General features: G+C 68.1%; 26 protein-coding genes and 1 pseudogene. 16 read left to right on the top strand and 11 right to left on the bottom strand.

Annotated features, from left to right (window positions below):
• Window positions 1-10: 10 nt before the first annotated feature.
• Window positions 11-922 carry a transglutaminase N-terminal domain-containing protein gene (locus tag FFI97_RS05390; protein WP_223301327.1) on the top strand — a complete coding sequence of 304 codons (912 nt, stop codon included), beginning with the start codon at window positions 11-13 and terminating at the stop codon, window positions 920-922.
• Between the two features lie 30 nt (window positions 923-952).
• Here FFI97_RS05390 and FFI97_RS05385 read toward each other — a convergent pair whose 3' ends face one another.
• The 4 genes from FFI97_RS05385 to FFI97_RS05370 all read right to left on the bottom strand — a co-directional run bounded on the left by FFI97_RS05385 (window position 953) and on the right by FFI97_RS05370 (window position 5,633).
• Entirely contained in the window at window positions 953-2,170 is a 1,218-nt protein-coding gene (locus tag FFI97_RS05385) for a glycerophosphodiester phosphodiesterase (protein ID WP_260684910.1), read from the bottom strand.
• 156 nt (window positions 2,171-2,326) lie between these two features.
• On the bottom strand, window positions 2,327-3,250 hold the full coding sequence (locus FFI97_RS05380) for a crotonase/enoyl-CoA hydratase family protein (protein WP_139705936.1): 924 nt from the start codon (window positions 3,248-3,250) through the stop codon (window positions 2,327-2,329).
• Between the two features lie 99 nt (window positions 3,251-3,349).
• The gene (locus FFI97_RS05375) at window positions 3,350-4,825 is read right to left on the bottom strand and encodes an ATP-binding protein (RefSeq protein ID WP_409574627.1); all 1,476 of its coding nucleotides are present in this window, start codon (window positions 4,823-4,825) and stop codon (window positions 3,350-3,352) included.
• Window positions 4,826-4,904: 79 nt separating this feature from the next.
• Complete coding sequence (locus FFI97_RS05370; RefSeq protein ID WP_139705932.1) at window positions 4,905-5,633, bottom strand: response regulator transcription factor; 729 nt, start codon at window positions 5,631-5,633, stop codon at window positions 4,905-4,907.
• A 97-nt stretch (window positions 5,634-5,730) separates the two neighbouring features.
• Here FFI97_RS05370 and FFI97_RS05365 point away from each other — a divergent pair, with 97 nt between their 5' ends.
• The 4 genes from FFI97_RS05365 to msrA all read left to right on the top strand — a co-directional run bounded on the left by FFI97_RS05365 (window position 5,731) and on the right by msrA (window position 8,298).
• The gene (locus tag FFI97_RS05365; protein ID WP_139705931.1) at window positions 5,731-6,354 is read left to right on the top strand and encodes a cytochrome b/b6 domain-containing protein; all 624 of its coding nucleotides are present in this window, start codon (window positions 5,731-5,733) and stop codon (window positions 6,352-6,354) included.
• On the top strand, window positions 6,351-7,145 hold the full coding sequence (locus FFI97_RS05360) for a molybdopterin-dependent oxidoreductase (protein WP_139705929.1): 795 nt from the start codon (window positions 6,351-6,353) through the stop codon (window positions 7,143-7,145). Before FFI97_RS05365 ends, FFI97_RS05360 begins: the two co-directional genes overlap by 4 nt.
• Window positions 7,146-7,253: 108 nt before the next feature.
• Entirely contained in the window at window positions 7,254-7,505 is a 252-nt protein-coding gene (locus FFI97_RS05355) for a pentapeptide MXKDX repeat protein (protein WP_139705927.1), read from the top strand.
• Window positions 7,506-7,593: 88 nt separating this feature from the next.
• Entirely contained in the window at window positions 7,594-8,298 is a 705-nt protein-coding gene (msrA, locus tag FFI97_RS05350) for a peptide-methionine (S)-S-oxide reductase MsrA (RefSeq protein WP_139705926.1), read from the top strand.
• Here msrA and FFI97_RS05345 read toward each other — a convergent pair whose 3' ends face one another.
• The 3 genes from FFI97_RS05345 to FFI97_RS05335 all read right to left on the bottom strand — a co-directional run bounded on the left by FFI97_RS05345 (window position 8,299) and on the right by FFI97_RS05335 (window position 11,132).
• Complete coding sequence (locus tag FFI97_RS05345) at window positions 8,299-8,856, bottom strand: DUF4189 domain-containing protein (RefSeq protein WP_139705924.1); 558 nt, start codon at window positions 8,854-8,856, stop codon at window positions 8,299-8,301.
• A gap of 69 nt (window positions 8,857-8,925) precedes the next feature.
• Window positions 8,926-10,221, bottom strand: coding sequence for an acetyl-CoA hydrolase/transferase family protein (locus FFI97_RS05340; RefSeq protein WP_139705922.1), 1,296 nt, complete (start codon window positions 10,219-10,221; stop codon window positions 8,926-8,928).
• Window positions 10,222-10,229: 8 nt separating this feature from the next.
• Window positions 10,230-11,132: a LysR substrate-binding domain-containing protein gene (locus FFI97_RS05335; RefSeq protein WP_139705921.1), complete on the bottom strand. Its 903-nt coding sequence runs from the start codon at window positions 11,130-11,132 to the stop codon at window positions 10,230-10,232.
• 139 nt (window positions 11,133-11,271) lie between these two features.
• Between FFI97_RS05335 and FFI97_RS05330 the strand changes: the two genes are divergently transcribed.
• Together FFI97_RS05330 and FFI97_RS05325 are read left to right on the top strand one after the other, a co-directional pair.
• Window positions 11,272-11,676 (top strand): RidA family protein, encoded by a 405-nt coding sequence (locus FFI97_RS05330; protein WP_139705920.1) that lies wholly within the window; start codon window positions 11,272-11,274, stop codon window positions 11,674-11,676.
• Window positions 11,673-12,767, top strand: a complete 1,095-nt coding sequence (locus FFI97_RS05325; RefSeq protein WP_139705919.1) for an NADH:flavin oxidoreductase — start codon at window positions 11,673-11,675, stop codon at window positions 12,765-12,767. Before FFI97_RS05330 ends, FFI97_RS05325 begins: the two co-directional genes overlap by 4 nt.
• Here FFI97_RS05325 and FFI97_RS05320 read toward each other — a convergent pair.
• On the bottom strand, window positions 12,764-13,936 hold the full coding sequence (locus FFI97_RS05320; protein ID WP_139705918.1) for an NAD(P)/FAD-dependent oxidoreductase: 1,173 nt from the start codon (window positions 13,934-13,936) through the stop codon (window positions 12,764-12,766). The two genes, FFI97_RS05325 and FFI97_RS05320, sit on opposite strands and share 4 nt — an antisense overlap.
• Window positions 13,937-14,013: 77 nt before the next feature.
• On the opposite strand from FFI97_RS05320, the gene FFI97_RS05315 reads away from it, so the two are divergent.
• Window positions 14,014-14,907 carry a LysR substrate-binding domain-containing protein gene (locus FFI97_RS05315; protein WP_070060857.1) on the top strand — a complete coding sequence of 298 codons (894 nt, stop codon included), beginning with the start codon at window positions 14,014-14,016 and terminating at the stop codon, window positions 14,905-14,907.
• A 6-nt stretch (window positions 14,908-14,913) separates the two neighbouring features.
• Here the strand turns inward: FFI97_RS05315 and FFI97_RS05310 are convergent, their stop codons facing one another.
• The gene (locus FFI97_RS05310; RefSeq protein WP_139705917.1) at window positions 14,914-15,942 is read right to left on the bottom strand and encodes an aldo/keto reductase; all 1,029 of its coding nucleotides are present in this window, start codon (window positions 15,940-15,942) and stop codon (window positions 14,914-14,916) included.
• A 123-nt stretch (window positions 15,943-16,065) separates the two neighbouring features.
• Between FFI97_RS05310 and FFI97_RS05305 the strand changes: the two genes are divergently transcribed.
• The 3 genes from FFI97_RS05305 (at window position 16,066) to FFI97_RS05295 (ending at window position 18,023) form a co-directional block, all read left to right on the top strand.
• Window positions 16,066-16,530 (top strand): GNAT family N-acetyltransferase, encoded by a 465-nt coding sequence (locus FFI97_RS05305; protein ID WP_139705916.1) that lies wholly within the window; start codon window positions 16,066-16,068, stop codon window positions 16,528-16,530.
• 49 nt (window positions 16,531-16,579) lie between these two features.
• Window positions 16,580-17,461: an alpha/beta hydrolase gene (locus FFI97_RS05300; protein ID WP_139705915.1), complete on the top strand. Its 882-nt coding sequence runs from the start codon at window positions 16,580-16,582 to the stop codon at window positions 17,459-17,461.
• Window positions 17,462-17,576: 115 nt separating this feature from the next.
• Complete coding sequence (locus FFI97_RS05295) at window positions 17,577-18,023, top strand: SRPBCC family protein (RefSeq protein ID WP_139705913.1); 447 nt, start codon at window positions 17,577-17,579, stop codon at window positions 18,021-18,023.
• 9 nt (window positions 18,024-18,032) lie between these two features.
• Here the strand turns inward: FFI97_RS05295 and FFI97_RS05290 are convergent, their stop codons facing one another.
• Window positions 18,033-18,479, bottom strand: a complete 447-nt coding sequence (locus FFI97_RS05290; protein WP_139705911.1) for a MerR family DNA-binding protein — start codon at window positions 18,477-18,479, stop codon at window positions 18,033-18,035.
• A 170-nt stretch (window positions 18,480-18,649) separates the two neighbouring features.
• Between FFI97_RS05290 and FFI97_RS05285 the strand changes: the two genes are divergently transcribed.
• On the top strand, window positions 18,650-18,853 hold the full coding sequence (locus tag FFI97_RS05285) for a heavy-metal-associated domain-containing protein (RefSeq protein ID WP_095745482.1): 204 nt from the start codon (window positions 18,650-18,652) through the stop codon (window positions 18,851-18,853).
• Window positions 18,854-18,905: 52 nt separating this feature from the next.
• Here the strand turns inward: FFI97_RS05285 and FFI97_RS05280 are convergent, their stop codons facing one another.
• Window positions 18,906-19,790 (bottom strand): alpha/beta hydrolase, encoded by an 885-nt coding sequence (locus FFI97_RS05280; protein WP_139705909.1) that lies wholly within the window; start codon window positions 19,788-19,790, stop codon window positions 18,906-18,908.
• Between the two features lie 363 nt (window positions 19,791-20,153).
• On the opposite strand from FFI97_RS05280, the gene FFI97_RS05275 reads away from it, so the two are divergent.
• The 4 genes and pseudogenes from FFI97_RS05275 to gsiB all read left to right on the top strand — a co-directional run bounded on the left by FFI97_RS05275 (window position 20,154) and on the right by gsiB (window position 25,609).
• Window positions 20,154-21,125 carry a MurR/RpiR family transcriptional regulator gene (locus tag FFI97_RS05275; RefSeq protein ID WP_062472523.1) on the top strand — a complete coding sequence of 324 codons (972 nt, stop codon included), beginning with the start codon at window positions 20,154-20,156 and terminating at the stop codon, window positions 21,123-21,125.
• Window positions 21,122-22,080: pseudogene (locus tag FFI97_RS05270) on the top strand (isoaspartyl peptidase/L-asparaginase family protein). Before FFI97_RS05275 ends, FFI97_RS05270 begins: the two are co-directional and overlap by 4 nt.
• A gap of 32 nt (window positions 22,081-22,112) precedes the next feature.
• Window positions 22,113-23,990: a dipeptide ABC transporter ATP-binding protein gene (locus tag FFI97_RS05265; protein ID WP_139705904.1), complete on the top strand. Its 1,878-nt coding sequence runs from the start codon at window positions 22,113-22,115 to the stop codon at window positions 23,988-23,990.
• Between the two features lie 65 nt (window positions 23,991-24,055).
• Window positions 24,056-25,609, top strand: coding sequence for a glutathione ABC transporter substrate-binding protein GsiB (gene gsiB, locus FFI97_RS05260; protein WP_139705902.1), 1,554 nt, complete (start codon window positions 24,056-24,058; stop codon window positions 25,607-25,609).
• The last annotated feature ends 77 nt before the right edge of the window (window positions 25,610-25,686 follow it).

Raw genomic sequence — 25,686 nt, 5'->3', positions numbered from 1 at the left:
AATGCGCGCCATGGCCATCCAGTACGACATCACCCACACCACCGTCTACCGCTACAACAAGCCGGTGACCTTCGGCTTGCACCGCGTGATGTTCCGTCCGCGCGACAGCCACGACCTGCGGGTGCTCGCCACCGACCTGCAGGTGAGCCCGCAGGCCCTCACGCGGCTCATTCAAGACCCGTACTCGAACTCCGTCGCGCTGGTGCAGCCGCTGGGCGAGGCGACCGAGCTGCGCATCGTCTGCTCGTTCACCATCGAGCACGTGCCGCCGTCGCAGCGCGACCTGCTCACGCTCGACCCGTCGGCCGAGTTCCTGCCCTTTGCCTATTCGGTGCAGGAGCGCCTGGACCTGGAGCACTACCTGCGCCCGCACCACAACGACGACGCCAACGGCACGCTGATCCGCTGGGCGCACCAGTTCCTGCACACCGACCAGCCCAACAGCACGCGCGACGTACTCACGCGCATGAACGCGCACATCGGCCAGAGCTTCGAATACAAGGCGCGCGACGAGGAAGGCACGCAGACGCCGCTGGAGACGCTGGCGCTGGGCAGCGGCAGCTGCCGCGACTACGCCCTGCTGATGATGGAAGCCACGCGCCGTCTCGGCATCGCGACGCGCTTCGTCTCGGGCTACCTCTACGACGCGTCGCTGGACAACGACGCCACCGGGCAGGCGCCCGGCGAATCGGTCACCGGCGCCGGCAGCACGCACGCCTGGCTGCAGGCCTACCTGCCAGGCGCGGGCTGGCTGGCCTTCGACCCGACCAACAACCTCATGGGCAGCGGCCAGCTGATCCGCGTGGGCGTGGCGCGCGACCCCGCGCTGGCGGCGCCCATCTCGGGCAGCTGGTACGGCGACGCCGAGGCCTACGAAGGCCTCGAGGCCACGGTGGTCGTGAAGCGCCGCAAGGGCGGCTGAGCGCCCTCTTCCTTTTCAGATTCGACTCGCTTATTTCGGCTGCGCCGCGCGGTACGCCTTCACCGCGGGCACGGCCGTGGCCGCGCTGTCGGCAAAGAAGCCGTCGATGCCCGCATCGAGGAACGCCTTGATCTCGCCGGCGGTGTCGCCGTACACGGTCGGGTCGGTCTTCGGCGCCTTCTTCAGGCTGTCGGGCAGGAAGTTGTTCTCGGGCCGCACCGTGAAGATGTGGACCAGCAGCTTCTTGTCGTGCGCGTCCTTCACGAGCGTGGTGGGCGCGCCGAGCTTGCCGTCGACCACCGGGATCACGCGCGCCTTGGCCGGGCCGATGCCGTTCGCATAGGTCGCGATCTCGGCCAGGCCTTCGGGCTTCACGAGGTCGGCGTAGGTGCGCTTGTCGTTCAGCGCCACGAGGTCATAGGGCGCGCCCTGCCCGTCGATGAGCTGGACGATCTTCACCGTGCTCTTCAGGCGGATGTCCTTCAGGTTGCCGGTTTCAAAGGACTGCACGAACACCGGCGCGTCGGCCTTGTCGAGGTCGTACTTGTGCAGCGTGTCGAGCAGCTTTTTCTCGAGCGGCAGGCCGATCGAGCGGAAGTAGGTCGGGTGCTTGGTCTCGGGGTAGATGCCGATCACGCGGCCCTTGATGACCGACTGCGCCTTGGCGAGCTGGATCACTTCGTCGAGCGTGGGCACCTGGAACTGGTCGTTGAACGATACGTTGGCCGGGCGCAGCGCCGGGATGCGTTCGCGCGCCTTCAGCTCCTTGAGCTCGGCCAGCGTGAAGTCTTCGGTGAACCAGCCAGTGACCTGGCGGCCGTCGATGACCTTGGTGGCCTTGCGGTCGGCGAACTTGGGCAGGTCGACCACGTTCGTCGTGGCCTCGAGCACCTTGCCCGCGGCATCGACGATGGCGATGGCGTTCTCGTGGCGCGCGACCAGCTCGCCGTCCTTGGTGGGCACGAGGTCGGGCTCGATGAAGTCGGCGCCGTCGTCGATGGCCTGCTGGTACGAGGCCAGCGTGTGCTCGGGCCGCAGCGCGGGCGCGCCACGGTGGCCGATGACGAGCACGGGGGCGGCTTCGGCGGGTGCGGGCGCCGGGGCGGGCGCAGGCGCGGGGGCCGGGGGCGAGACCGGCACGATGGGCCACATCGGCACGCCACCGCCGCCATTGCCGCCACCGCAAGCGGCCATGAATGCGCAGGCACAGGCCGCGAGGGCCGTGCGCGAGAAATTGAACAACTGCATTGAAATCCTCCCCTTTTGTATCCATCGAAATGGATGCGCCATCTTTCCGCCGTCAACGTGACGGGCGGCAGGCGCGGCGGATCATCAAGGGGAGATATGTCTGTCGCGTGACATGCGGGCAGACACGCTGTCGCGCGACGTCACACGAGCGCACGCTCAACCGCGCGCAGCCAACTTCGCTTCGAGCTCGGCGATGCGCGCCCTCGCCTCGTCGCCTTCAGGAATCGGCCGGCCGCTGTCGCGCCACTGCACCGCGCTCTTGAAGCCTTCGGCCTCGGCCTGGCGGCGGAACCACATGCCTTCGGGGTTGTGGCGCGTGATGCCGTCGAACACGGTGGCGAACATCTGGGTCTGCTCCAGCCCCATCGAATGCCAGACCTGGTTGACGACCAACTTGTGCATCATGAGGTGCGAACTGGGCACGCCCGCGATGCGCTGCGCGAGTGCCAGCGTGGCCTCGTCGAGTTGCGCCGCTGGCACCGCGAAGTTGGCCAAGCCCCAGTCGGCCGCCTGCGTGCCGGTGATGGTGTCGCCGGTGAACATGAGCTGCTTGGCGCGCAAGGCGCCGAGGCGGTAGGTCCACATCGCGGTGGTCGGGCAACCCCACACACGCGTGGGCATGTAGCCGATGCGCGCGTCGTCGGCCATGGTGAGCAGGTCGCAGCACAGCGCGATGTCGGAGCCGCCCGCCACCGCGTAGCCGTGCACCTTGGCGATGGTTGGCTTGCGGCAGCGCCACAGCGACATGAAGTCTTCGGTGTTGCGCTTCATGGCGGCGTAGTCGAGCATCGGGTCCCACGGCGTTTTCTCCTGCCGGCAGGGATGGTCGGCCTGGCCTTCGCGGCCGTGGCCTTCGGCGTAATCGCCCAGGTCGTAGCCGGCGCAGAAGGCGCGGCCGGCGCCTTCGACCACGATCACATGCACCTCGTCGTCGGCCTCGGCCCATTCGACCGCGCGGCGGATGTCGGTCGGCGTGCTGTCGCCGATGGCATTGAGCTTCTCGGGGCGGTTGAGCACGAGGCGCGCGATGCGCGGGTGCTGCGGGTCCTTGTCGATCAGGACGGTCTCGAAAGCGGGCATGGTCGGTGGTCTCCTTCGGTTCTTTTGGGGGATGCCGCTTCGCTTGTAGCATCGCCCGCCGCCCGCTGGCAAACCCGCCCCTCGCCGGCCTCAACGCCTTCAGCGCGCTGTGGCGCCCCCGAGCCGGAACAGAAACACCGCACCCTTGCCCGGCTGCGGCACGAGCCGGATGTCGCTACCGTGCAGCTGCAGGATGCGCTGCACGATCATCAGCCCCAGCCCGCCGCCGCGCGCACCGCCGTCGGCAAAGGCCGGCCGCGTGAACAGGCCCTTCTGCAGCTCGCCCGGAATGCCCGGGCCGGTGTCGCTCACCTGCACCGCCACGCCAGCATCTGACGGGCGCAGGCGCACCTCGATCTCGCCGCCGGCCGGCGTGTGGCGGATGGCGTTGTCCAGCAGGTTGGTCAGCACGCGCTCGATCATGCCGAGGTCGGCCGACACCACGGGCAGGTTCGGCGCGATGTCGGGCTTGAGCTGCTGGCGCCGCGCCTCGGCCGCGAGCTCGAACTTCTGGAACACGTCCTGCACGAGGTCGGCGAGCGCGAAGTTCTCTTTCTCGGGCTTGACCACGCCGTACTCGAGCCGCGCCAGCTCGAACACCTCCTGCGCGAGCCGGCCGACCTTGCGGCTCTGGCCGAGCGCGATCTCCAGGTAGCGACGACGCTCTTCCTCGCTGAGCGTGCCGGCCTTGAGCAGCAGCGTCTCGAGGTAGCCGTGCAGCGAAGTGAGCGGCGTGCGCAGGTCGTGCGAGATGTTGGCGAAGAGTTCGCGCCGCTGGCGGTCCTGCAGGCTGAGTTCGCGCCACTGCTCGGCGATGCGGCGCGTCATCTGCGCGAAGGCCTGCTGCAGCTGCGCGATCTCGTCGTCGGCGTGGCGCGGCGGTGCGGGCATGGGCGCCTCGCGCTCCAGCGCCGCGATGCCCTCGGCCTCGAAGCGGCGCACGGCCGCCGTCAGCTCGCGCAGCGGCCGCGTGATGAGGCGGAACGCCACCAGCCCGGCGATGAGCCCCAGCAGTGCCACCAATGCCATCGACCACAGCGTGGTGCGCAGCACGGTGTCGGCCGAGAGGTTGGCGGCCAGCGCGTCGTGCTCCTCGCCTTGCAGCACCACGTACACATAGCCGGCATCGCGCCCACCCATGCGCAGCGGCGCGGCGCTGAACACTTTGGCGCCGTCGGGGCTGCGCGGGTCGTCGCCCGCGATGGGCAGCCGCTCGCCGGCCAGCAACCGGCGGATGGGACCGAGCGCCACCTTGTCGCGCTTGAGGTGGCCGGGCGGCGCGGCCTGGGCCTCGATGCGGCCGTCGAGCCCCAGCACGTAGACCTCGACGCTGGGGTTGACGGTCATGAGTTTGTCGAACAGGTCTTTCACCGCCACCGGGTCGAGCCCGCCGGGCTTCATGAGCTCGGTGTTCTGCGCGATGTGGGCCGCGAGCCCCAGCGACAGCCGCTGCGTCACCTCTTGCGCGTGCTGCGCGCCGGCGCGCATCTGCAGCCACGCCGAGGCGCCGCAGCAGGCCAGCAGCAGCACCGCGAAGGCGATCGACAGGCGCCGCGACAGCGTGGCCCAGGCCATCGTCATTGAAGCACCCTTGGCGCTTCGCGCCTTCCCGCCAGGCGGGAGCGAGCTTGCTTGGGGCGGCCCGGCGCGGCGCTCATACGTCGCCCTGCGGTGCGGCGTCGTCCGCCGCAAGCTTGTAGCCGCGCCCCCACACCGTGAGGATGCGCCGCGGCGCGGCCGGGTCGGCCTCGACCTTGGTGCGCAGCCGGTTGATGTGCGTGTTGACCGTGTGCTCGTAGCCGTCGTGCTGGTAGCCCCAGACCTGGTTGAGCAGGTCGAGCCGCGAGAACACCTTGCCGGGATGGCGCGCAAAGAAATACAGCAGGTCGAACTCGCGTGGCGTGAGCTCGATGGGCTTGCCGTCGACGCGCACCTCGCGCGCCAGCGGCTCGATGTCGAGGTTGCCCAGCGTGAGGCTGCCCGACTCCAGCCGCGCGTTGCGCGCCAGCGCATCGGTGCGCCGCAGCAGCGCCTTCACGCGCGCCACCAGCTCCAGCACCGAAAAGGGCTTGGCCAGGTAGTCGTCGGCGCCCAGCTCCAGCCCGAGGATGCGGTGCACCTCGCTGGAGCGCGCACTCACGATGATGATGGGCGTGTAGCGTGCCATCGCGCGGGCGCGGCGGCAGATTTCGAGGCCGTCGATGCCGGGCAGCATGAGGTCGAGCACCAGCGCGTCCCACTGGCCGCGCTCCAGCGCGCGCAGGCCGGCGTTGCCGTCGGCGGCGTGCTCGACCGCGTAGCCCTCGTCGCGCAGGTGCATGCGCAGCAGCTCGGCAATGTGGGCGTCGTCCTCGACGATCAGCACGCGTTTGGCGGTGTCCATGACCGCGATTGTCCCGCGAGACGCCCCTCGGAGTTATCACGAATCTTTGAACTTTGCGTGATGAATCGGCGAGGGGGTGCGCCCAACAATCCGGCCCATGCAGACACGCGCCGCCCCTGACCACCGACCGATCCACCCGCTGTGGATGCGCGTCACGCACTGGCTCAATGCGCTGGCCGTGCTGGTGCTGGTGACCAGCGGCTGGCGCATCTACAACGCGGCGCCCTTCCTTGCCTTTCGCTTCCCGGCCTCGATCACGCTGGGCGGCTGGCTCGGCGGCGCGCTGCAGTGGCACTTCGCGGCGATGTGGCTGCTGGTGTTCAACGGGCTCGTCTACCTGGTGCTGAACCTTGCCAGCGGGCGCTTCGCGCGCAAGTTCTTCCCGCTCACGTCGGCCGGCCTCTGGCGCGATGCGCGGGCCGCGCTCGGCGGCAGGCTCTCGCACGCCGACCCGCGCCACTACAACCATGTGCAGAAGCTGGCCTACCTGTTCGTGATCGTCGACCTGGTCGCGATTGTGCTGTCGGGGCTGGTGCTGTGGAAGTCGGTGCAGTTTCCGATGCTGCGCGAGCTGCTGGGCGGCTACGAAGCCGCGCGCCGCGTCCACTTCGTGGCGATGGCCGCCCTGGTGGCTTTCGTTGCCGTGCACCTCGTGATGGTGGCGCTCGTGCCCCGCACCCTGCTCACCATGCTGCGCGGTCGCGCGCCCCACACCCCATGAGCCTCTTTTTCAAACGCCCTCCCCTGGTCGGTGTCGACGGCGACGCCGTGGTGCGCGAAGCCCGTACCCTCATCGAGCGCCGGCTCGACGCCCCTTCGCGCCGCCTGTTCCTGCGCCGTTCGCTGACGCTGGGCGGCCTGTCGATGCTCACCGGCTGCAGCATCAGCGACGACAGCCACGTGGAGGCCGCACTGACCAAAGTCTCGCGCTTCAACGACGAGGTGCAAGGCTGGCTCTTCAGCCCGACGCGGCTGGCGCCGACCTACACCGAGGCCGAGATCACACGCCCCTTTCCGTTCAACGCCTACTACGGCGAGGACGAGGTCCGCGAGGTCGACGAAGCCACCTACCGCCTCGAAGTGAGCGGCATGGTCGCCGACAAGCGCCGCTGGACGCTCGCCGAGCTGCGCACCCTGCCGCAGCAGGACCAGATCACGCGCCACATCTGCGTGGAAGGCTGGAGCGCCATCGGCAAATGGGGCGGCGTGCGCTTTGCCGACTTCCTGCGCCACATCGGCGCGGACCTGAGCGCGAAGTACGTCGGCTTCCAGTGCGCGGACGACTACCACACCAGCATCGACATGCCGACCGCGCTGCACCCGCAGACGCTGCTGACGCTGAGCTACGACGGCCAGCCCCTGCCGCCGAAGTACGGCTTCCCGATGAAGCTGCGCATGCCGACCAAGCTTGGCTACAAGAACCCCAAGCACATCCAGGCGATGTACGTGACGAACACCTATCCCGGTGGCTACTGGGAAGACCAGGGCTACAACTGGTTCGGAGGGAGCTGAGGGGCTGCCACAGCCGCTCGACTGCCGAAGAAAGCGCGAGGCCGAACTCCGACAGGGAACCAGGCCGATCTCGACAACAAGACCCAACCTCAACTCAGGAAGACCGACATGAACAAGCTCACCGCCACCCTTCTCGCCACCTGCATGGCCTTCGCCGGCGCCTCGGCCTTGGCCGCGGACGACATGGCCAAGGACGGCATGAAGAAGGACAGCATGGCCAAGGACGGGATGAAGAAAGACGCCATGGGCAAGGACGCCATGAAGAAGGACGGCATGACCAAAGACGGCATGAAGAAAGATGCCATGGGCAAAGACGAAATGAAGAAGGACGCGATGGGCAAGGACGAGATGAAGAAGTAAGCCGCCGTCTCCCCGGCCCCGCCGCCATTGACGGCCGGCGGGATCGGGATCACTGTTCTCTCATCTGCGCTCCCTACGAAAGACCGCCATGAAATCCTTCGCCATCGCCGCCGGCGCGCTCGCCGCCGCCGCCTTCGCCTGGCACGCAGCCCCTTCCTTTGCCGAGACCGCACGCCGCGTGCCCGCGCCCACGGTCGACCTCACCGCACCCGCAGGCGCCACCACCGCCACCGCCGTGTTCGCGGGCGGCTGCTTCTGGGGTGTGCAGGGCGTGTTCCAGCGCGTCGAGGGCGTGAGCAATGCGCTCTCGGGCTACGCGGGCGGCGAGGCCCGCACCGCGCGCTACAACGAGGTCGGCTCCGGGCGCACCGGCCATGCCGAAGCGGTGCGCATCAGCTACGACCCGCGCAAGGTCAGCTACGGCAAGCTGCTGCAAATTTATTTCTCGGTGGCGCACGACCCGACCCAACTCAACCGCCAGGGCCCCGACACCGGCCCGCAGTACCGCTCCACCGTGTTCGCCGAAAACGCGGAGCAGGCCCGCATCGCCAACGCCTACATCGCCCAGCTGAACCAGGCCAGGATCTTCGGCAACAAGCCGCTGGCGACCACGGTCGAGGTGTCCAAGCCCTTCTATGCGGCCGAGGACTACCACCAGGACTACCTCACGCTGCACCCGAACCAGCCCTACATCGCGATCCACGATCTGCCGAAGATCGACGACCTGAAGAAGCTGTTCCCCGAGAGCTACAAGGCCACGCCATCGCTGGTGCGCGCGACCAAGGCCAGCTGATCAGCGATTGACGACCAGCGCGTTGCAGCGCGCGGTGACGACCTTGCAGTCCTTCGCATGCGCGGAGCACTCCGCCATCGCTTCCGCCTGCGCCGCGCTTTGCAGCTTGTTGGCCTTCATCGACAGCACGTTGCGGCCCATCACGACCACGCCGCATCCTTCCTGCCAGGTCAGCGTCATGCTGCGGCAGCCGGTGGCGGTACCGCCGTTGCCCACGCACTGGGCGATGGCGTTGTTTTCGGCATCGGCCTGGGTCGCCCGGTTGTCGACCCCGCCGAAGGCCCCCTTCGACTTGTCGATGATGTACGCGCCCCACTTGTACGAGAAGGTGGGGTCGGGCGGCGGCGGCGCCAGGTACTCGTCGGGGTCGCTGTAGCGGCCCGTGCCGCCGGGCAGTATGGGCACGGTGTCCCGGGGTGGCGGCCGGCTGTTGTGTGGCCAGCCCGGCGCGTTCGGTGGCGGGCATCCCGGCTGGCCCGGCCCGCTGCAGGCAAACGCCTGGCCGGACAGCACGCAGGCCGCGCCCAGCAGGAAGATGTGTCGCAACGAGATGCTCATCGCAGCGAATGTAGCCGTCGCCCGGACCGCACAGGAGTGCCCTAAGTCACGCCCTGCCCCCTACGAAACTCAAAGCAGTTTGGCTTGCTTCGCCTGCTCCGTCAGCTCTGCGCGGAAGTTCGGGTGCGCAATGGCGATCAGCTCCTGCGCCCGTTGCTTTGCCGACTTGCCGCGCAGCTGCGCCACACCGTGTTCGGTGACGACATAGTTGATGTCGTTCTTGCTCGTGCTCACGTGCGTGCCCGGCGAGAGCGAAGGCACGATGCGCGAGATGGTGTCGTCCTTGGCCGTCGAAGGCAGCACGATGAAGGCCTTGCCGCCGCGCGAGCGGTTGGCCGCGCGCACGAAGTCCGACTGCCCGCCCGTGCCCGAGTACGGCGCATGGCCCAGGCTCTCGGAGCCGCACTGGCCCAGCAGGTCGATCTGCATGGTGGCGTTGATGGCGATGAGGTTGTCGTTCAGCCCCGCCAGCGCCGGGTCGTTGGTGAAGTTCACCGGGTGCATCTCCAGCCCCGGGTTGCGGTCCATGAAGCGGTACAGCTTGCTGGAGCCCAGCGCGAAGGTCGCGACCGACTTGCCCGGCAGGTAGTTCTTGCGGCGGTTGGTGACCGCGCCGCTTTCCACCAGCGTGAGGATGCCGTCGCCGATCATCTCGGTGTGGATGCCCAGGTCGCGCTTGCCCGTGAGCTGCATCACCACCGCATCGGGAATGCCCCCGTAGCCGATCTGCAAGGTGGCACCGTCGTCGATCAGGTCGGCCACGTGCTTGCCGATGGCTTCCTGCACCGGGCCGATCTTGGGCAAACCGACTTCCATCACCGACTCGCTGCTCTCGACCAGCGCCGCCACCTGCGAGATGTGCACGTGGCAGTTGCCGTGTGCGTAGGGCACGTTGGGGTTCACCTCGAGCACGACCGCGCGCGCCTTCGCCACGGCGGCCATCGTGTAGTCGGGTCCCAGGCTCAGCGCGAAGTAGCCGTGCGCGTCCATCGGCGAGGCCATGCTGAACACCACGTCGGCCGCGATCTGCTCGCGCTCGATCTGCGCCGGGATTTCGGAGAAGTAGTTGGGAATGAAATCGATCCAGCCGGCCTGCCCGCCCGCGCGCGTGGCACCGCCGAAGAACAGCGCGACGTGGCGCACATGCTCGACCGTCTCGGGGTCGATGTAGGCGTACTTGCGCATCGCCAGGATCTGCGCCACCTTCACGTCGCGGAAGTCGCGGCGCTGCTCCGACAAGGTGGTGAGCAGCGAGGGCGGCTCGCCGACGCCGGTGGGCACGATGATCATGTCGCCGTTGCGCACCTGGCGCACGGCATCGGCGGCGGACACGCGCTTTTGCGCGTACAGGGTCTGGGCAGTCATGCCTGCCACTATGCCTTCTTTTCGCCGCCGCCGAACTCGCGGTGCACCCAGTCGCGCAGCACGGCCGTCGCGGGGCGGGTGGCGGCGCGCGGGCTGTAGACCAGGTCGTAGCGGTAGCTCTCCACCGACAGTTCGAAGGGCTGCACCAAGAGGCCCGACGCCAGCTCGTCGGCCACGAGCGCCAGGCTCAGCAGGCCGACGCCCTGCCCCGCGACCGTGGCCTGCACCGCGTGGATCTCTTCGGTGAACGACAGGCCGGCCTGCGCATCGACATCGGTGCGGCCCGCGCGCGCGAGCCAGGTGCGCCACACGGGCGCCAGCGTTTCGTCGCGCCCCGCCCGCCCCCATTCGAAATGGATCAGCGAGACGGCCTTCAGGTCCTGCCGCGCCGCGACCGCCAGCGCGGGGCTGCAGACCGGCGCGTAGTGATCCTGGAACAGCGGCTCCACGACCAGGTCGGCGTAGCGGCCGTTGCCGTAGCGAATCGCAGCATCGGCCTCGGTGTCGAGGTCGACGACCTGGTTGGTGGCGTCCAGCCGCAGTGTCCATTCGGGATGCAGGTCGCGGAAGGAGCCCGCGCGCGGCGCCAGCCGGCGGGCCATGAACCCGACCGTGGACGACAGCGTGGCAATGCGCGTGCCCTTCAGGCGGCGCACGCCGTCGACGGCGCGCTCGAAGCTGTCGAAGCCGTCGCGCAGCGCGGGAAACAGCTGGTGGCCGGCGGCCGTCAGGTGCACCTGCCGCGTGCCGCGTTCGAACAGGCGCACCTCGAGCGTTTCCTCGAGCTGCTTGATCTGGTGGCTGACGGCGGTGGGCGTGACGTGCAGTTCGTCGGCGGCGGCCTTGAAGCTCAACCGGCGGGCCGCGGCCTCGAACACGCGCAGTGCGCCCAGGGGAGGAAGTCTTCGCATGCGGACAGATTAGCTCAACTCATCCATTGGCTGAAAAATCAGCCTTTGTCGGGCGCCCTCTTCATCCCTAAATTTCAGTTGTCGCGGGAAGAAATCACTTCCACGGCTGATCTGAAATTCACCATCAAAGGCACCTGTCATGCAACTCCAACCCAAGCAGATCCACACCCAACCCGACCCCTACGCCCCCTTCCTGCTGTCGCAGGCCATCCAGCTCGGCAACCTGGTCTTCGTGTCCGGCCAGGCCGCGATCGGCGACGACGGCGAAATCGTCGGCAAGGGCGACTTCGACCGCCAGGCCGAGCAGGCCTTCAAGAACCTCGACCGCGTGCTGCGGGCCGCCGGCACGGGCCTAGGCAACGTGGTCAAGGTGACGATCTTCCTGACCTCCATGACGAACTTTCCGAAGATCGTCGAGTTGCGCCGTCAATGGTTCTCGGCGCCCTACCCGGCCGACACCATCGTCGAGGTCTCGGGCCTTTACTCGCCCGCCGCAATGATCGAGATCGAAGCCATCGCCGTCGCGCCCGGAGACGCCCGATGAGCACGCCGCTGCTCGCGCCGGCGAAGCTGCACGGCCTGCAGCTGCCCAACCGGCTCGCCGTGGCGCCGATGACGCGCGTCAGCGCCTCGCCTGAGGGCCACGCCAACGGCACCATGGCCCGCTACTACGAGCGCTTTGCGCGGGGCGGCTTCGGGCTCGTCATCACCGAAGGCATCTACACCGACACGGCGTATGCGCAAGGTTATTTCCGCCAGCCCGGCCTGAGCGATGGCGAACAGGCCCGCGCGTGGCGCCCGGTGGTGAAGGCGATCCAGGACGCGGGCGGGCGCGCCGTCGCGCAGCTCATGCATGCGGGCGCGCTGTCGCAGTTCAACCGCTTTCGCGACCACACGGCGGGGCCGTCGGCCGTTCGCCCACTGGGCACGCAGATGACGGCCTACCGCGGCGAAGGCGAGTACCCGGTGCCCCGCGCGATGACCGATGCCGACATCGCCGAAGCGATTCGCGGCTTCGCCCGGGCCGCGCTGCTGGCGATGGAAGTGGCGGGCTTCGACGGCGTGGAGATCCACGGCGCGAACGGCTACCTGCTCGACCAGTTCCTGACCGGCCACACCAACACGCGCACCGACCGCTGGGGCGGCGCCCTCGCGCAGCGCGTGCAGCTGACGGCCGAGGTGGTGCGTGCCGTGCGGCAGATGCTGGGCGCGTCGGCGCCGGTCGGCGTGCGCATCTCGCAAGGCAAGGTCAACGACTTCGGCCACAAGTGGCCGGAAGCCGAAGCCGGCGCGGCGACGGTGGTCGGGGCCCTGGCGCACAGCGGCATCGACTACCTGCACGTCACCGAGTTCGAAGCCTGGCGACCGGCCTTCGGCGATGCAGGACCGAGCCTGCTGCAACTCGCGCGCCGCCACGCGCCCGGCCTTGCGATCGTCGCCAATGGCAGCCTGCACGACCCGGGGCGCGCCGAAGCGGCGCTCGCGGGCGGTGCCGACTTCGTGGCGCTGGGACGCGGCGCGCTGTCGAACCCCGACTGGCCGAAGCGGTTGAAGGAAGGCCGCGCGCTCGCCGCCTTCGACCCAGCATTGCTGTCGCCCGTGGGGGACATCAAGCCGGCGGAGCAGCACAGCTAGATGATGTTCTTCTCGCGCAGCGGCCGGTTCTCGAGGATGCGCGCGAACGACAGCGGCGACAGGTCGAGGCTGCGGTAGCCGCCGAAGCGGATCAGCTCCGCGATGCCGCGCCCCGCCGCCGGGCATTGCTGCAGCCCGTGGCCCGAGAAGCCGTTCGCGAAGTAGAGGTTGTCGCAGTCCGGGTGCAGGCCGAGGATCGCGTTGTGGTCGAACACGTTCATCTCGTAGTAGCCGGCCCAGGCGCCCGTCATGCGGACGGCTTCGAAGGCAGGGATGCGTTCGGCCAGTGCCGGCCAGATGAAGCTTTCGAAGGCCTCGTGGTCGACTTCGAGCGGCGCGTCGTCGGGGTCCCGGTCTTCGGGCGGCGCAAAGCCGCAGATGAACTGGCGACCTTCGGGCCGCAGCCAGATGCCCGAGGTGTCGATCACCAGCGGGCAACCCGGCAAGGTGCTCGGGCATGAAAAGCTGAACACGCTGCGGCGTCGCCCGTGCACGGGCAGCGCGATGCCGGCCCACTGCGCGACCGGCGCCGCCCACGCGCCCGCCGCGTTGACGACGATGTCCGCATGCAGCGTGTCGCCGCCGTCGAGCTGCACGCCGGTGACGCGGCGCCCCTCGCGCCGCAGGCCCGTCGCCTGCGCCTGCACATAGCGCACGCCTTGCGACACCGCTTTCTTGCGAAAGGCCTGCAGCAGGCTGTAGCCGTCGTACCAGCCCTCGCCCGAAAGGCCGAGCGATGCGAGCGCGATGCCCTCGGTCGAGAGCCACGGGAAGCGCGCCTTCAGTTCATCGGGCGTCAACAGCGCCACGTCCACCGCATGCGCCTTCTGCGTCGCGTGGTTCTCTCGCAGCACGTCGACGCCTGCCGGCGAGGCCAGGTACAGGTAGCCGGGTTCCGTCAGTCCGATGTCCGGCATGTCGTCGCCCACGCGCAAGGTCTCGCCCAGCGTGCGGAAAAACTCGATGCCGTAGAGCGACATCTCGATGTTGATGGCGGTGGAAAACTGCTGGCGGATCGAGCTGGCCGACAGCGCCGACGAGGCCTGCCGGTACGAGAAGTCGCGCTCCACCACCGTGATGTCGAAGGCCTCGCCCGTCGGGTCGGCGCCCAGGAAGTACGCGATGGCCGAGCCGATGGCCCCGCCGCCGATGATCGCCACACGCCGCATGTGATGCCTTTCCGTGTCTTCGATGTGCGGGCCCGGGCCGTTGCCCGGGCCGCGCAAGCTCCCGCCAGAATAGCGCGATGAGAAAAGACATTCCCAACCTCGGCGCGCTGCAGGCCTTCGAAGCCTCGGCGCGCCTGGGGAGCTTCACCCGCGCGGCGACCGAGCTGGCGCTCACGCAAAGCGCGGTCGGGCGCCAGGTGGCGATGCTGGAGCAGCGCCTGGGCGTGCCGCTGTTCTCGCGCGTGCGCAAACGGCTCACGCTCACCGACGTGGGTCGCGAGTACGCCGCGCGCATCCGCCGCCACCTCGACCAGATCCGCCGCGACACGCTGGAGATCAGCGCCGGCCACGAGATGGGCTTCGTGCTCGAACTGGCCGTGGTGCCGACCTTCGCCACGCAATGGCTCATTCCGCGGCTGCCCGATTTCAGCCGGCTGCACCCGAACATCACGGTGAACCTGTCGGCGCGCTCGCAGCCCTTCTCGTTCCAGGAAAACGCGTACGACGCGGCGATCTACTTCGGCGACCAGTTCTGGCCGAACACGCGCGGCGGGCTGATCTTTTCCGAAGGCGAGATGGTGCCCATCTGCAGCCCCGCGTTTCGCGACGCGCAGGCCCGGTGGGACGAGGCCGGCTTCGAGCGCTGCCGCCACGTGCACCTGAGCACGCGCGCCCACGCCTGGCGCGACTGGTACGCGCAGCAGGAATGGGAATACACGGTGCATGCCTCGCGCGGGCCGCGCTACGAGCTGTTCACCATGGTGGTGGCCGCCGCGGCGGCGGGCATGGGCGTGGGGCTGGCGCCGCGCATCCTGGTCGAGCAGGAACTGCGCACCGGCGAACTCGTGATCCCGGTGGACCGGCACCTGGACGTGCACCAGGGCTACTACTTCGCCTACCCCGAAGGCCGGCCGGCCTCCGGGGCGCTGGAGCAGTTCAAGCAGTGGGTGCTGGGGCTGACACCCGACTGAACACGGTCAGACCGGGTTCGGGTTGCGTTCCTTGAAGCCCTGCTGGTGCCAGTACGGGTAGGTGCGCGTCGTCGCGCTGGCCGCGTCGAGCTCGGCCACCTGCGCGGGCGTGAGGTTCCAGCCCACCGCACCGAGGTTCTGGCGCAGCTGCGCCTCGTCGCGCGCGCCGACCACCACGCTGGACACCGTCGGGCGTTGCAGCAGCCAGTTGAGCGCGACCTGCGGCACCGTCTTGCCGACTTCGGCGCCGACTTTTTCGAGTGCCTCGACCACGCGGTACAGCAGCTCGTCGGGCACCGGCGGGCCCATGTCGGCCGTCACGTGCAGGCGGCTGTTGGCGGGCAGCGGCTGGCCGCGGCGGATCTTGCCCGTGAGCCGGCCCCAGCCCAGCGGGCTCCAGACCACCGCGCCCACGCCCTGGTCTTGCGCCAGCGGCATCAGCTCCCACTCGTACTCGCGCCCGACCAGCGAGTAGTAGGCCTGGTGCGCCACGTAGCGCGCATAGCCGCGCTGCTCGGACACCGCCAAAGACTTCATCAGGTGCCAGCCCGAGAAGTTCGACGCGCCCACATAGCGCAGCTTGCCCGCGCGCACGAGGTCGTCGAGCGTGGAGAGCGTTTCTTCCACCGGCGTGCTGGCGTCGAAGCCGTGCAGCTGGAACAGGTCGATGTAGTCGGTGCCCAGCCGTTTCAGCGACGCATCGACCGCCTGCACGAGGTGGTGACGCGACGAGCCCACGTCGTTCGGCCCTTCGCCGCTGCGGAAGGTGGCCTTCGTCGAAATCAGCAGCCGGTCGCGCGGCCGGCCCTTGATCGCCTCGCCCAGCACCGATTCGGCGGCGCCGCCCGAGTAGATGTCGGCGCTGTCGAACATGTTCACGCCGGCGTCCATGCAGATGTCGATCAGCGTGCGCGCCTCGGCCACGTCGGTGCTGCCCCACGCGCTGAAAAACGCGCCCTTGCCGCCGAAGGTGCCAGTGCCGAAGCTCAACACGGGGACCTTGAGGCCTGATTTGCCCAGATGACGGTATTCCAAAGTTCTACTCCTTGAATCGAACGAACAGACGAACAAGATGAATGACGCGGCCATTGTTGGCCGCCGCGCAGAACCCCGTCGCGCGTCGGGCTTTGCAGCGCTTCGGCTCGCTACGATCGAACGATGCAGATCTCGATCGAAAACCCGAACCAGCCCGACGTCATCCAGCTCATCGACGACCTCGATGCGTACCAAAAGCCGCTGTACCCGCCCGAGAGCCACTACGGCATCGACATCGACGCGCTGTCGGCGGCCCATGTGCTGTTCGCCGTCGCGCGCGATGCGGCCGGCACGGCCATCGGCTGCGGTGCCGTCGTCATGAACCCCGGCTACGGCGAACTCAAGCGCATGTACGTGCGCCCGCAGAACCGCGGGCAAGGCGTCGCGGCGAAGGTGCTGGGCTTTCTCGAAGCCGAAGCGGCGACGCGCGGATGCGCGATGTTCCAGCTGGAGACGGGCGTGAGCCAGCCCGAGGCGCTGGCCTTCTATGCGCGTGCGGGGTATGCGCGGCGCGAGCGCTTCGGGGACTACCCGGACGATCCGTTGAGTGTGTTCATGCAGAAGACGGCGGCACCCCCTACCCCCTAAGATCGCCCCAGCTTCCGCCACCGCGGTTCTCACCAACAAGGAACACCACATGCAGACAAGAGGGATTCTTCGCCGGCTCATGTTCACAGCAGGCTGCGCCCTGCTGCTGGGGTTGTCAGGTTGCGGCGGCGGAGGGGGTGGTGGAGGCGGCGGAGGCGGTGTGGCGATGCTGCCGCTGCCACCGGCCGGCGGCACGCCGACACCACCGCCCGCGGACACCGGGCGCGGCCGGGTGGTCAGCAGCTCGATGAAGTCGACCGCCACGGACGCGACCTACCCGATCCAGGTCTACCTGCCGGCCGGCTACGACGGCGCCACCGCGAGCTACCCCACGGTCTACATCACCGACGGCGACGCGGTCTACAACCAGAGCGTGACGCGCTTCCAGAATTTCACCGACACCCTCGAGAAGGCCGGCAAGAAAGCCATCGTGGTCGGCATCGGCGGCACCTCGCGCCGCAACACCGACTACCTGATGCCGGGCGCCAAGGCGTACCACGAGTTCCTCACCGGCCAGTTGGTGCCGCATGTCGAATCGAACTACCGGGCCAACCCGGCCAGGCGCATGCTCTCGGGCCTGTCGAACGGCGGCGTCTTCACGCTCATCGCCTTCTTCACCGAAGGCGCGGCGGGCACGTTCACCTTCCAGCATTTCTTCGCGTCGGATCCGCCCGCCGCCGGCGCGCGCGGCCAGCTCGATCCGCTCGAAAGCCAGATGTACGCCAACAGCAGCACGCGCGACATTCCCGTGACCCTGCTGCTGGGCTATGCCATCGGCAACGTCGGCGGTCCGGAGATCACCGCGCTGCGCGACCAGATCGCCGCGCGCAACTACAAGGGGCTGCAGCTGAGCCTGAAGGGCTACGAAGGCGGCCACACGCAGATGGACTTGCCGTCGTTCCAGGACATCGTGGCGCGGTTCATCGATTGAGGCGCGGGGTGCGGGCTCAGGGTTTGTCCTGATCCTGCACCTGTCGAATCGCAGCGGGCTCATCCGACGTCAGCATAGAGGGTCGTCCTCTGTACTTCATCAGGAGAAAGCAACCATGGCCACCAACACCGTTCGTCTGCACCGCGTGCTGCGCACCACCCCCGACAAGCTCTACCGTGCCTTCGTGGAGCCCGGCGCCTTCGAGCGCTGGCTGCCGCCCTTCGGCTTCACCGGCAAGGTCCACACCATGGAGCCGGTGGTGGGCGGCGCGTGGCGCATGTCCTTCACCAACTTCGGCACCGGCCACAGCCATTCGTTCGGCGGCAAGTACCAGGAACTCGTGCCCGGCCAGCGCATTGCCTACGACGCGAGCTTCGACGACCCCCACCTGCCGGGCACGATGAAGACCACCGTGACCCTGACCGCGGTGTCCTGCGGCACGGACATGGCCGTCGTGCAGGAAGGCATCCCCGAGGTGATTCCCGTCGAGATGTGCTACCTGGGCTGGCAGGAATCGCTGGTCGCGCTGGCGCAGCTGGTCGAGCCGAACATTCCGGGCTGAGGATCGGCTTCAGGCTCGCCGCGCTTCACAGCCGGCGAATCCCTTGAGCCCGGCCAGTTCATCGAGGATCGGGCATTCCGGGCGCTCGTCACCTTCGCAGCAGTGGGCCAGGCGCTCCAGCAGACGCTTCATGTGCGCGAGCTCTTCGATGCGCTGGGCCAGGTCGTCGGCACGTTCGAGCGCGACGCGCTTCACGTCGAAGCTTGCGCGCCGTCCGTCCTGCCACAGGGCGTGCAGCTCGACGACTTCCTGTGTGTCGAAACCCAGCGTGTGTGCGCGCCGCACGAAGCGCAGCGTCGACACGGCGCGCTCGTCGTAGCGGCCGGCGTGCGCCGTGTCGTCGAGCAGCCCGAGCGATTCGCAATCGCTCAGCAGCCGCGCAGACGCACCGGAGCGCGCAACGACATCGGCTAGAGACAAGCGCGCCGCAGCAGCCGGCGCCGTGGGATGTTCCATGAGGTTCTCCTTCGAGCCAAAGCGCGAAGTCTCAACCTTCACACCATGAGAGAGTCAAACGCAAACGGCGCATGACCTTGGCACGCCAGGGGTCAGGCACTCGACGCGCTTGACCTTCACACGATGCCAAGCTTGACACTGCGAGTCACTCTTTTGAAAGGACTCACCCCATGCAAGCGTTTGAAATCCAGTCGATGACCTGCGGCAGCTGCGCCGGCCGCATCACCCGGGCCGTCAAGGACCTGGACCCGCAGGCCAGGATCGAGGTGGACTTGAAGAGCAGAACGGTGCGCATCGACACCACGGAGGACAGCCCTTCCGTGGTGGCCGTGCTGACAGAGGCCGGCTACCCGCCCAAACCGCTCTCGGCATGAGAACACCGCCCGCGAACCCCGGGCGTCGGGTTCGCGGCGCGGCCATGGCCGCCTACTTGTAGATTCGCACCACCGCGTCTTCGAACGCCAAGACATCCGCGCCGACGTGCGTGGCGTTGAACTCCGTACTGAGCAGCTGCAGCCCCACATAGCCTCGCGCCGCCATCCGTTGGTACAGCGCCCTCACGTACTGTTGATTGCAGCCACTTATGCAACTTGCAAGTATCAACGTGACTGGCAGCGGCCTGCCCGCCAACGCGTCGAACATCTTCTTTTCGAGATCGTTGTTCTGGGCCTCCTGCTGCCAGAAAGCGCCCTCGATCGACACAAAGGAAGAAAACACCAGGTTGTCCGGCGCTTCGAGAAAGAGCGCCGTGGCCGCCAGGTTGCCACTGGTCGACAGGCCCGTGAGCATCCGGTTCTTGGGATTGGTCCGGTACTTCGAATCGATGAAGGGAATCAACTCCTTCGCGAGGAAGTCGTGGTACTTGAAGGCCCCGGGAAAGTTGTAGTCCTCCTGGCGTCGCCCGGTGTTCCCGATGCCGACGAGGATAGCTTTCGTTCCGCGCTTCACCAGGACATCCATGAGATTCGCGAACCGTGTCTGCGGCAAGCCGTTGGTGGCATCGCCGTCGAGGGCATAGATGACGGGGTAGGCATCGGAGCCCTGGTCGTACCCGGCGGGCAGGTAGACGGAAAGAGGGTAAGGCGCGCCGGTGAACCCCGACTGAATGGATTCGGACACCACTCGGTTGGTGGGCGTCGGTGTCGGCGCTGGTGCCGGCTGCTGGGGCACGGGCCCTGCGGTCGGCGGGAGGATCGGCAGGCCACCGCCGCCCCCACCACCGCCCCCACCGCCACCGCAGGCGGACATGCCCGCGAACATCACACAGCAGCCCATCACCGCGAGCGCGCGGCGAAGCCATTCCAGTCTCATGTTGGTTCCTCGTTCCCCGGCGCAAGACGCGCCGCTCGGGATACTCAGGGCTGGCCCCCGCGCCGTCAATGTCGCTATGCAACCCCGTCCTCGCAGTTAATTCGTTCGTTTCCAAAGCCCCCGATCCCCCGCCCGTGGGGATGAAACGACAGCATCAGGGAAATCCCTGAAGACCGCACCCCAACGGCCCGGAACACGCCGCCCCACGAGGGAAACACGCCCTTTCCGCCCCTCGCCAAAACCCCTCGCGGCTGGCCCGCTACTTGCGATATCGCTCGGGAATGACAGAAAATTTTCATAACTGACATATATTTGTAAACCGATTTACATCACTCGCACCCTTCCCGGTGCATCGCCAGCCCCATGAGCACCAACGTCGACACCCCAGGCACCACCGTGGCCCAGCGCATTGCGCAGGCGCTGCCGCGGCTGACGCGTTCGCACCGGCAGGTGGCCGATTTCGTGCTCGGGCATCCGCTGCAGGTCGCGACGCTGCCCATCGACGAGCTCGCCGCCGCGGCCGGCGTGTCGGTGGCCACGGCCAACCGCTTTGCGCGCGCGCTGGACTTCGACGGCTACGCCGCCTTTCGCGCCGAGCTCGTGCGCGGCTTCGAGCCGCTGGTGGCGCCGGTCGAGCGGCTGCGCGGCAACCTGGAGCACCCGACCACGGTGGCCGAGGTGTTCGCCACCGCGCTCGACGAAAGCCGCCGCAACATCGAAGCCACGCGCCAGTCGCTGGACTACGCCGCCTGCGAGGCCGCGGTGCAGCGCATCCTGAAGGCCCGCTCGATCTACATCGGCGGCTTCGGCGCCAGCGCCTGGCTCGCCGGGCTGTTGCAGCACGGGCTCGACGGTTCCTGCAGCGACGTGCGCATGCTCTCCAGCGTGAGCGGCGTGACGCACTCGGCGCGCACGCTGATGCATGCGGGGCCGCAGGACCTGTTCATCGGCCTGACCTTTCCGCGCTACCTCACCGACACGGTGGCGCTGGCGCAGATCGCGCGCGGCCAGGGCTGCGCGGTGCTCGCGCTGACCGACCGACCCAGCTCCCCCATCGCGCCGCTGGCCGACGTGGTGCTGTACGGCCAGACCGAAACCAGCTACCGCCCCAACTGCGAGACCAGCGTGCTCGCGCTGATCGAGGCACTGACCAGCGCGGTCGCCCTGCGCGCGCCCGGCGCGGCGCAGTCGGCCGGCCGCATCCTGCAGGCGGTGCGTCCGTGGCTGCACGGCGGGCTGGGCCAGGGCCATGCGCGCGGCGAAGTCTCCATGCCCTCCCTCCCCGCCGCCGTCGCTTCCGACGCCGGCAAGAAAAAGAAGAAAGCTTCCCGATGAAGAACGTCACGCCCGTCATCGCCATCCACGGCGGCGCCGGCACCATCAGCGCCTCGACGACCAACCCCGAGCAGGCGCAGGCCTACCACGACGCGCTGCAGGCCATCGTGCGCGCCGCGCAGGCCGCGCTGCTCAAGGGCATGTCCGCGCTCGACGCCACCTGCCTGGCGGTCGAGATGCTCGAAGACTGCCCGCTCTTCAATGCCGGCTACGGCGCGGTGTTCACGCACGAAGAAACACACGAGCTCGACGCCGCAGTGATGGACGGCGCCACGCTCGCGGCCGGCGCCATCGCCGGCGTGAGCCACGTGCGCCGCCCGGTGCGCGCCGCGCGCGCCGTGCTCGAGGACGGCGCCCACGTGCTGCTGGCCGGCGCGGGCGCCGAGGCCTTCGCGCGCGACCGCGGGCTGGAGATGGTCGAGCCCTTCTTCTTCTCGACCGACGCACGCCGCCAGCAGCTGTACCGCGTGCGCGACACGGGCCGCGTGGTCACCGACCACGAAGGCGCTGCCATGACCAAGCCGCCGCTGGACGAAGACAAGAAGTTCGGCACCGTCGGCGCCGTGGCGCTCGACATCCACGGCCACCTGGCCGCCGCCACCTCGACCGGCGGCATGACCAACAAGCGCGTGGGCCGCGTCGGCGACACGCCGCTCATCGGCTCCGGCACCTACGCCGACGACCGCACCGCCGCCATCTCGTGCACTGGCAGCGGCGAATGTTCATCCGCGTCGCAGCCGCGTACGACATCTGCGCGCGCATGGCCTACGGCGGCGCCACGCTCGAAGCGGCTACGCACGCCGTGGTGCACGAGTCGCTGCCCGCCATCAGCGGCACCGGCGGCCTGATCGCCGTCGACCGCCACGGCAACCTGAGCCTGGCCTTCAACACCGAAGGCATGTACCGCGGCCACGCGCGCGGCGACGAAGCCCCGGTCACCGCCATCTTCGCCTGACGCACACGCCCTACTTTTCTCCCGCATCCGCCATGTCCTCCCCTGCCCTGAATCTGCCCGACGGCCGCGTCCTCGCCGTCGACGACCTCACCGTGCGCTTCTCGACCTCCGAGCGCACGGTCGATGCCGTCAAGAAGCTGTCCTTCCACGTCGACCACGGCGAAACACTCGCTGTGGTGGGTGAATCGGGGTCGGGCAAGTCGGTCACCTCGCTCGCGCTGATGCGGCTGGTGGAGCACGGCGGCGGCCGCATCCTCGGCGGCAACATGGCCTTCCGCCGGCGCAACGGCGAGGTGCTCGACCTGGCGCAGGCGCGCGACGGCACGATGCGCGGCATCCGCGGCGCGGACATCGCGATGATCTTCCAGGAGCCGATGACCTCGCTGAACCCCGTGTTCACCGCCGGCGACCAGATCGCCGAGGCCATCCGCATCCACCAGGGCAAGAGCAACGCGGCGGCGCGCGCCGAGGCGCTGCGCATGCTTGAACTCGTGCGCATTCCTGAAGCGCGCAACGTGCTCGACCGCTTTCCGCACCAGCTGTCGGGCGGCATGCGCCAGCGCGTGATGATCGCGATGGCGCTGTCGTGCAAGCCGCAGCTGCTGATTGCCGACGAGCCCACCACTGCGCTCGACGTGACGATCCAGGCGCAGATCCTCCAGCTCATCCGCGAGCTGCAGAAAGAGATGCGCATGGGCGTGCTCTTCATCACGCACGACATGGGCGTGGTGGCCGAAATCGCCGACCGCGTGCTCGTGATGTACCGCGGCGACAAGGTCGAAGCGGGCAGCTCCGACACCGTGTTCGCCGCGCCGCAGCATCCCTACACCCGGGCGCTGCTGTCGGCCGTGCCCAAGCTCGGCGCGATGCAGGGCACCGACCTGCCGGCCAAGTTCGAACTGCTGCGCACCGAAGACAGCACCGAGACCGTGCCCTGCACCGACACCACGCCGCAGACCACCGTGCGCGAAGACGCTGGCCCGATCCTGCGCGTGCGCGACCTCGTGACGCGCTTCGACGTGCGCAGCGGCATCTTCGGACGCGTGAAGCGCCGCGTGCATGCGGTGGAAAAGATCAGCTTCGACCTCTACCCCGGCGAGACGCTGGCGCTGGTCGGCGAATCGGGCTGCGGCAAGTCGACCACGGGCCGCTCGCTGCTGCGCCTGGTCGAGAGCCAAAGCGGCGCGATCGAGTTCGGCGGCAAGAACATCCGCGAGCTGCCCACGCGCGAGCTGCAGGCGCTGCGCCGCAACATCCAGTTCATCTTCCAGGACCCGTTCGCTTCGCTCGATCCGCGCGTGACGGTGGGCTTCTCGATCATGGAGCCGCTGCTCATCCACGGCATCGCCAAGGGCGCCGAGGCGCAGCAGCGCGTCGACTGGCTGCTGCAGAAAGTGGGCCTGCCGCCCGAGGTGGCACAGCGCTATCCGCACGAGTTCTCGGGCGGCCAGCGCCAGCGCATCGCGATCGCGCGTGCGCTCGCGCTCAACCCGAAGGTGGTGGTGGCCGACGAATCGGTGTCGGCGCTGGACGTGTCCATCCAGGCGCAGATCGTCAACCTCATGCTCGACCTGCAGCGCGAGCTGGGCGTGGCGTTCCTGTTCATCTCGCACGACATGGCCGTGGTCGAGCGCATCAGCCACCGCGTGGCCGTGATGTACCTGGGCCAGATCGTCGAGATCGGCCCGCGCCGCGCCGTGTTCGAGGCGCCGCAGCACCCCTACACCCGCAAGTTGATGGCGGCCGTGCCGGTGGCCGACCCTTCGCGCCGCCACAAGCCGCGCGCGCTGCTCGAAGGCGAGATTCCCAGCCCGATCCGCGCCGTGGGCGACGAGCCCGACGTGCCGCCGCTGGTGCAGGTTGCGCCGGGCCACTTCGTTGCACGCCACGCCATCGGCGGCGCCTTCTGAGTCCGAACCGTTTTTTCACCCGCAGGCCCCCTGCATTTTTTCCACGAACCGACTGGAGTTCTTCCATGAAGCAATCTTCTTCCTCCCTGCGCTGGGCATCCGCATTGCTGGGCCTGGCCGCGCTCGCCGCCTCGGGCTCGGCACTGGCTGCCAAAGACGTGGTGCTGGCCATCGGCTACCAGCCGGAAACGCTGGACCCGTACAACACCAACACGACCATCACCACGGCCGTGACCAAGACCTTCTATGAAGGCCTGTTCCAGTTCGACAAGGACCTGAAGGTGCAGAACGTGCTCGCCGAGAGCTACGACGTGTCCAAGGACGGCCTGGTCTACACCATCAAGCTGCGCAGCGGCGTCAAGTTCCACGACGGCACCGACTTCAACGCCGAAGCCGTGAAGGTCATGCTCGACCGCGTGCTGAACCAGGACAACAAGCTGCTGCGCTACAACCAGTTCAACCGCGTGGGCAAGGTCGAGGCCGTGAACCCGACCACCGTGCGCATCACGCTGAAGGAGCCCTTCGGCCCCTTCATCAACTCGCTGGCCCACGCCTCGGCCGCCATGATCTCGCCCACCGCGCTGAAGAAGTGGGGCAACAAGGACATCGCTTTCCACCCCGTGGGCACCGGCCCCTTCGAGTTCGTCGAGTGGAAGCAGACCGACGCCGTGAAGGCCAAGAAGTTCGACGGCTACTGGAAGAAGGGCTACCCGAAGGTCGACAACCTGCAATGGAAGCCGGTGCTCGAGAACAACACGCGCGCCGCGATGCTGCAGACCGGCGAAGCCGACTTTGCCTTCCCCATTCCCTACGAGCAGGCCGAGCTGCTGAAGAAGAGCGACAAGCTCGAAGTGGTGGCCTCGCCCTCGATCATCACGCGCTTCCTGGCCTTCAACATGCTGCAGAAGCCGTATGACAACCCGAAGGTGCGCGAAGCCATCGGCTACGCCATCAACAAGGAAGCGCTGTCCAAGGTAGCCTTCGGCGGCTATGCCTTCCCCGCACAGGGCGTGATGCCCCAGGGCGTGAAGTTCGCCGAGAAGATGGCGCCCATTCCCTACGACGTGAAGAAGGCCAAGGCCCTGCTGGCCGAGGCCGGCTATCCCAACGGCTTCGAGTCGGTGCTGTGGAGCGCCTACAACAACACGACCAGCCAGAAGACGATCCAGTTCGTGCAGCAGCAGCTCGCACAGGTGGGCATCAAGCTGCAGGTGCAGGCGCTCGAAGTGGGCCAGCGCACCGAGCAGGTCGATGCCTGGCCCGATCCGAAGACGGCCAAGGTCCGCATGTACTACACGGGCTGGTCGTCGTCGACCGGTGAAGCCGATTGGGGCCTGCGTCCGCTGTTCGCTTCTGAGTCGTGGGCGCCCAAGCTCAACAACATGTCGTTCTACAAGAGCGACGTGGTCGACGCCGCGATCGCCAAGGCGCTCGTGACGGTGGACGACAAGGAAAAGGCCGCGCTGTACAAGACCGCGCAGGAAGAGATCCGCAAGGACCTGCCGCGCGTGCCGCTGGTCACCGAGCAGAACCTGTCGGCGCACGCCAAGCGCCTGTCGGGTGTGTTCGTGATGCCCGACGCCAATATCAACATCGACGCGATGTCGGTGTCGAACTGATCGCAGCTCCTTCGTTTTCCTGACTGACTGTCCGGCGGGCGGTGGCACCGTGCCATCGCCCGTTCGCGACAACCGTA

This window comes from Variovorax sp. KBS0712 (assembly GCF_006323185.2).
Lineage (GTDB): Bacteria > Pseudomonadota > Gammaproteobacteria > Burkholderiales > Burkholderiaceae_C > Variovorax > Variovorax boronicumulans.
Note: the sequence above shows the minus strand (reverse complement) of the source record. Positions and strands in the feature narration are given on the sequence as shown.

What these genes read in the sequence shown, in the direction of transcription:
- FFI97_RS05390 (WP_223301327.1), top strand. Translation starts at nt 11, where the DNA reads ATGGCCATCCAGTACGACATCACCCACACCACCGTCTACCGCTACAAC.
- FFI97_RS05385 (WP_260684910.1), bottom strand. Translation starts at nt 2,170, where the DNA reads ATGCAGTTGTTCAATTTCTCGCGCACGGCCCTCGCGGCCTGTGCCTGC.
- FFI97_RS05380 (WP_139705936.1), bottom strand. Translation starts at nt 3,250, where the DNA reads ATGCCCGCTTTCGAGACCGTCCTGATCGACAAGGACCCGCAGCACCCG.
- FFI97_RS05375 (WP_409574627.1), bottom strand. Translation starts at nt 4,825, where the DNA reads ATGGCCTGGGCCACGCTGTCGCGGCGCCTGTCGATCGCCTTCGCGGTG.
- FFI97_RS05370 (WP_139705932.1), bottom strand. Translation starts at nt 5,633, where the DNA reads ATGGACACCGCCAAACGCGTGCTGATCGTCGAGGACGACGCCCACATT.
- FFI97_RS05365 (WP_139705931.1), top strand. Translation starts at nt 5,731, where the DNA reads ATGCAGACACGCGCCGCCCCTGACCACCGACCGATCCACCCGCTGTGG.
- FFI97_RS05360 (WP_139705929.1), top strand. Translation starts at nt 6,351, where the DNA reads ATGAGCCTCTTTTTCAAACGCCCTCCCCTGGTCGGTGTCGACGGCGAC.
- FFI97_RS05355 (WP_139705927.1), top strand. Translation starts at nt 7,254, where the DNA reads ATGAACAAGCTCACCGCCACCCTTCTCGCCACCTGCATGGCCTTCGCC.
- msrA (WP_139705926.1), top strand. Translation starts at nt 7,594, where the DNA reads ATGAAATCCTTCGCCATCGCCGCCGGCGCGCTCGCCGCCGCCGCCTTC.
- FFI97_RS05345 (WP_139705924.1), bottom strand. Translation starts at nt 8,856, where the DNA reads ATGAGCATCTCGTTGCGACACATCTTCCTGCTGGGCGCGGCCTGCGTG.
- FFI97_RS05340 (WP_139705922.1), bottom strand. Translation starts at nt 10,221, where the DNA reads ATGACTGCCCAGACCCTGTACGCGCAAAAGCGCGTGTCCGCCGCCGAT.
- FFI97_RS05335 (WP_139705921.1), bottom strand. Translation starts at nt 11,132, where the DNA reads ATGCGAAGACTTCCTCCCCTGGGCGCACTGCGCGTGTTCGAGGCCGCG.
- FFI97_RS05330 (WP_139705920.1), top strand. Translation starts at nt 11,272, where the DNA reads ATGCAACTCCAACCCAAGCAGATCCACACCCAACCCGACCCCTACGCC.
- FFI97_RS05325 (WP_139705919.1), top strand. Translation starts at nt 11,673, where the DNA reads ATGAGCACGCCGCTGCTCGCGCCGGCGAAGCTGCACGGCCTGCAGCTG.
- FFI97_RS05320 (WP_139705918.1), bottom strand. Translation starts at nt 13,936, where the DNA reads ATGCGGCGTGTGGCGATCATCGGCGGCGGGGCCATCGGCTCGGCCATC.
- FFI97_RS05315 (WP_070060857.1), top strand. Translation starts at nt 14,014, where the DNA reads ATGAGAAAAGACATTCCCAACCTCGGCGCGCTGCAGGCCTTCGAAGCC.
- FFI97_RS05305 (WP_139705916.1), top strand. Translation starts at nt 16,066, where the DNA reads ATGCAGATCTCGATCGAAAACCCGAACCAGCCCGACGTCATCCAGCTC.
- FFI97_RS05300 (WP_139705915.1), top strand. Translation starts at nt 16,580, where the DNA reads ATGCAGACAAGAGGGATTCTTCGCCGGCTCATGTTCACAGCAGGCTGC.
- FFI97_RS05295 (WP_139705913.1), top strand. Translation starts at nt 17,577, where the DNA reads ATGGCCACCAACACCGTTCGTCTGCACCGCGTGCTGCGCACCACCCCC.
- FFI97_RS05290 (WP_139705911.1), bottom strand. Translation starts at nt 18,479, where the DNA reads ATGGAACATCCCACGGCGCCGGCTGCTGCGGCGCGCTTGTCTCTAGCC.
- FFI97_RS05285 (WP_095745482.1), top strand. Translation starts at nt 18,650, where the DNA reads ATGCAAGCGTTTGAAATCCAGTCGATGACCTGCGGCAGCTGCGCCGGC.
- FFI97_RS05280 (WP_139705909.1), bottom strand. Translation starts at nt 19,790, where the DNA reads ATGAGACTGGAATGGCTTCGCCGCGCGCTCGCGGTGATGGGCTGCTGT.
- FFI97_RS05275 (WP_062472523.1), top strand. Translation starts at nt 20,154, where the DNA reads ATGAGCACCAACGTCGACACCCCAGGCACCACCGTGGCCCAGCGCATT.
- FFI97_RS05265 (WP_139705904.1), top strand. Translation starts at nt 22,113, where the DNA reads ATGTCCTCCCCTGCCCTGAATCTGCCCGACGGCCGCGTCCTCGCCGTC.
- gsiB (WP_139705902.1), top strand. Translation starts at nt 24,056, where the DNA reads ATGAAGCAATCTTCTTCCTCCCTGCGCTGGGCATCCGCATTGCTGGGC.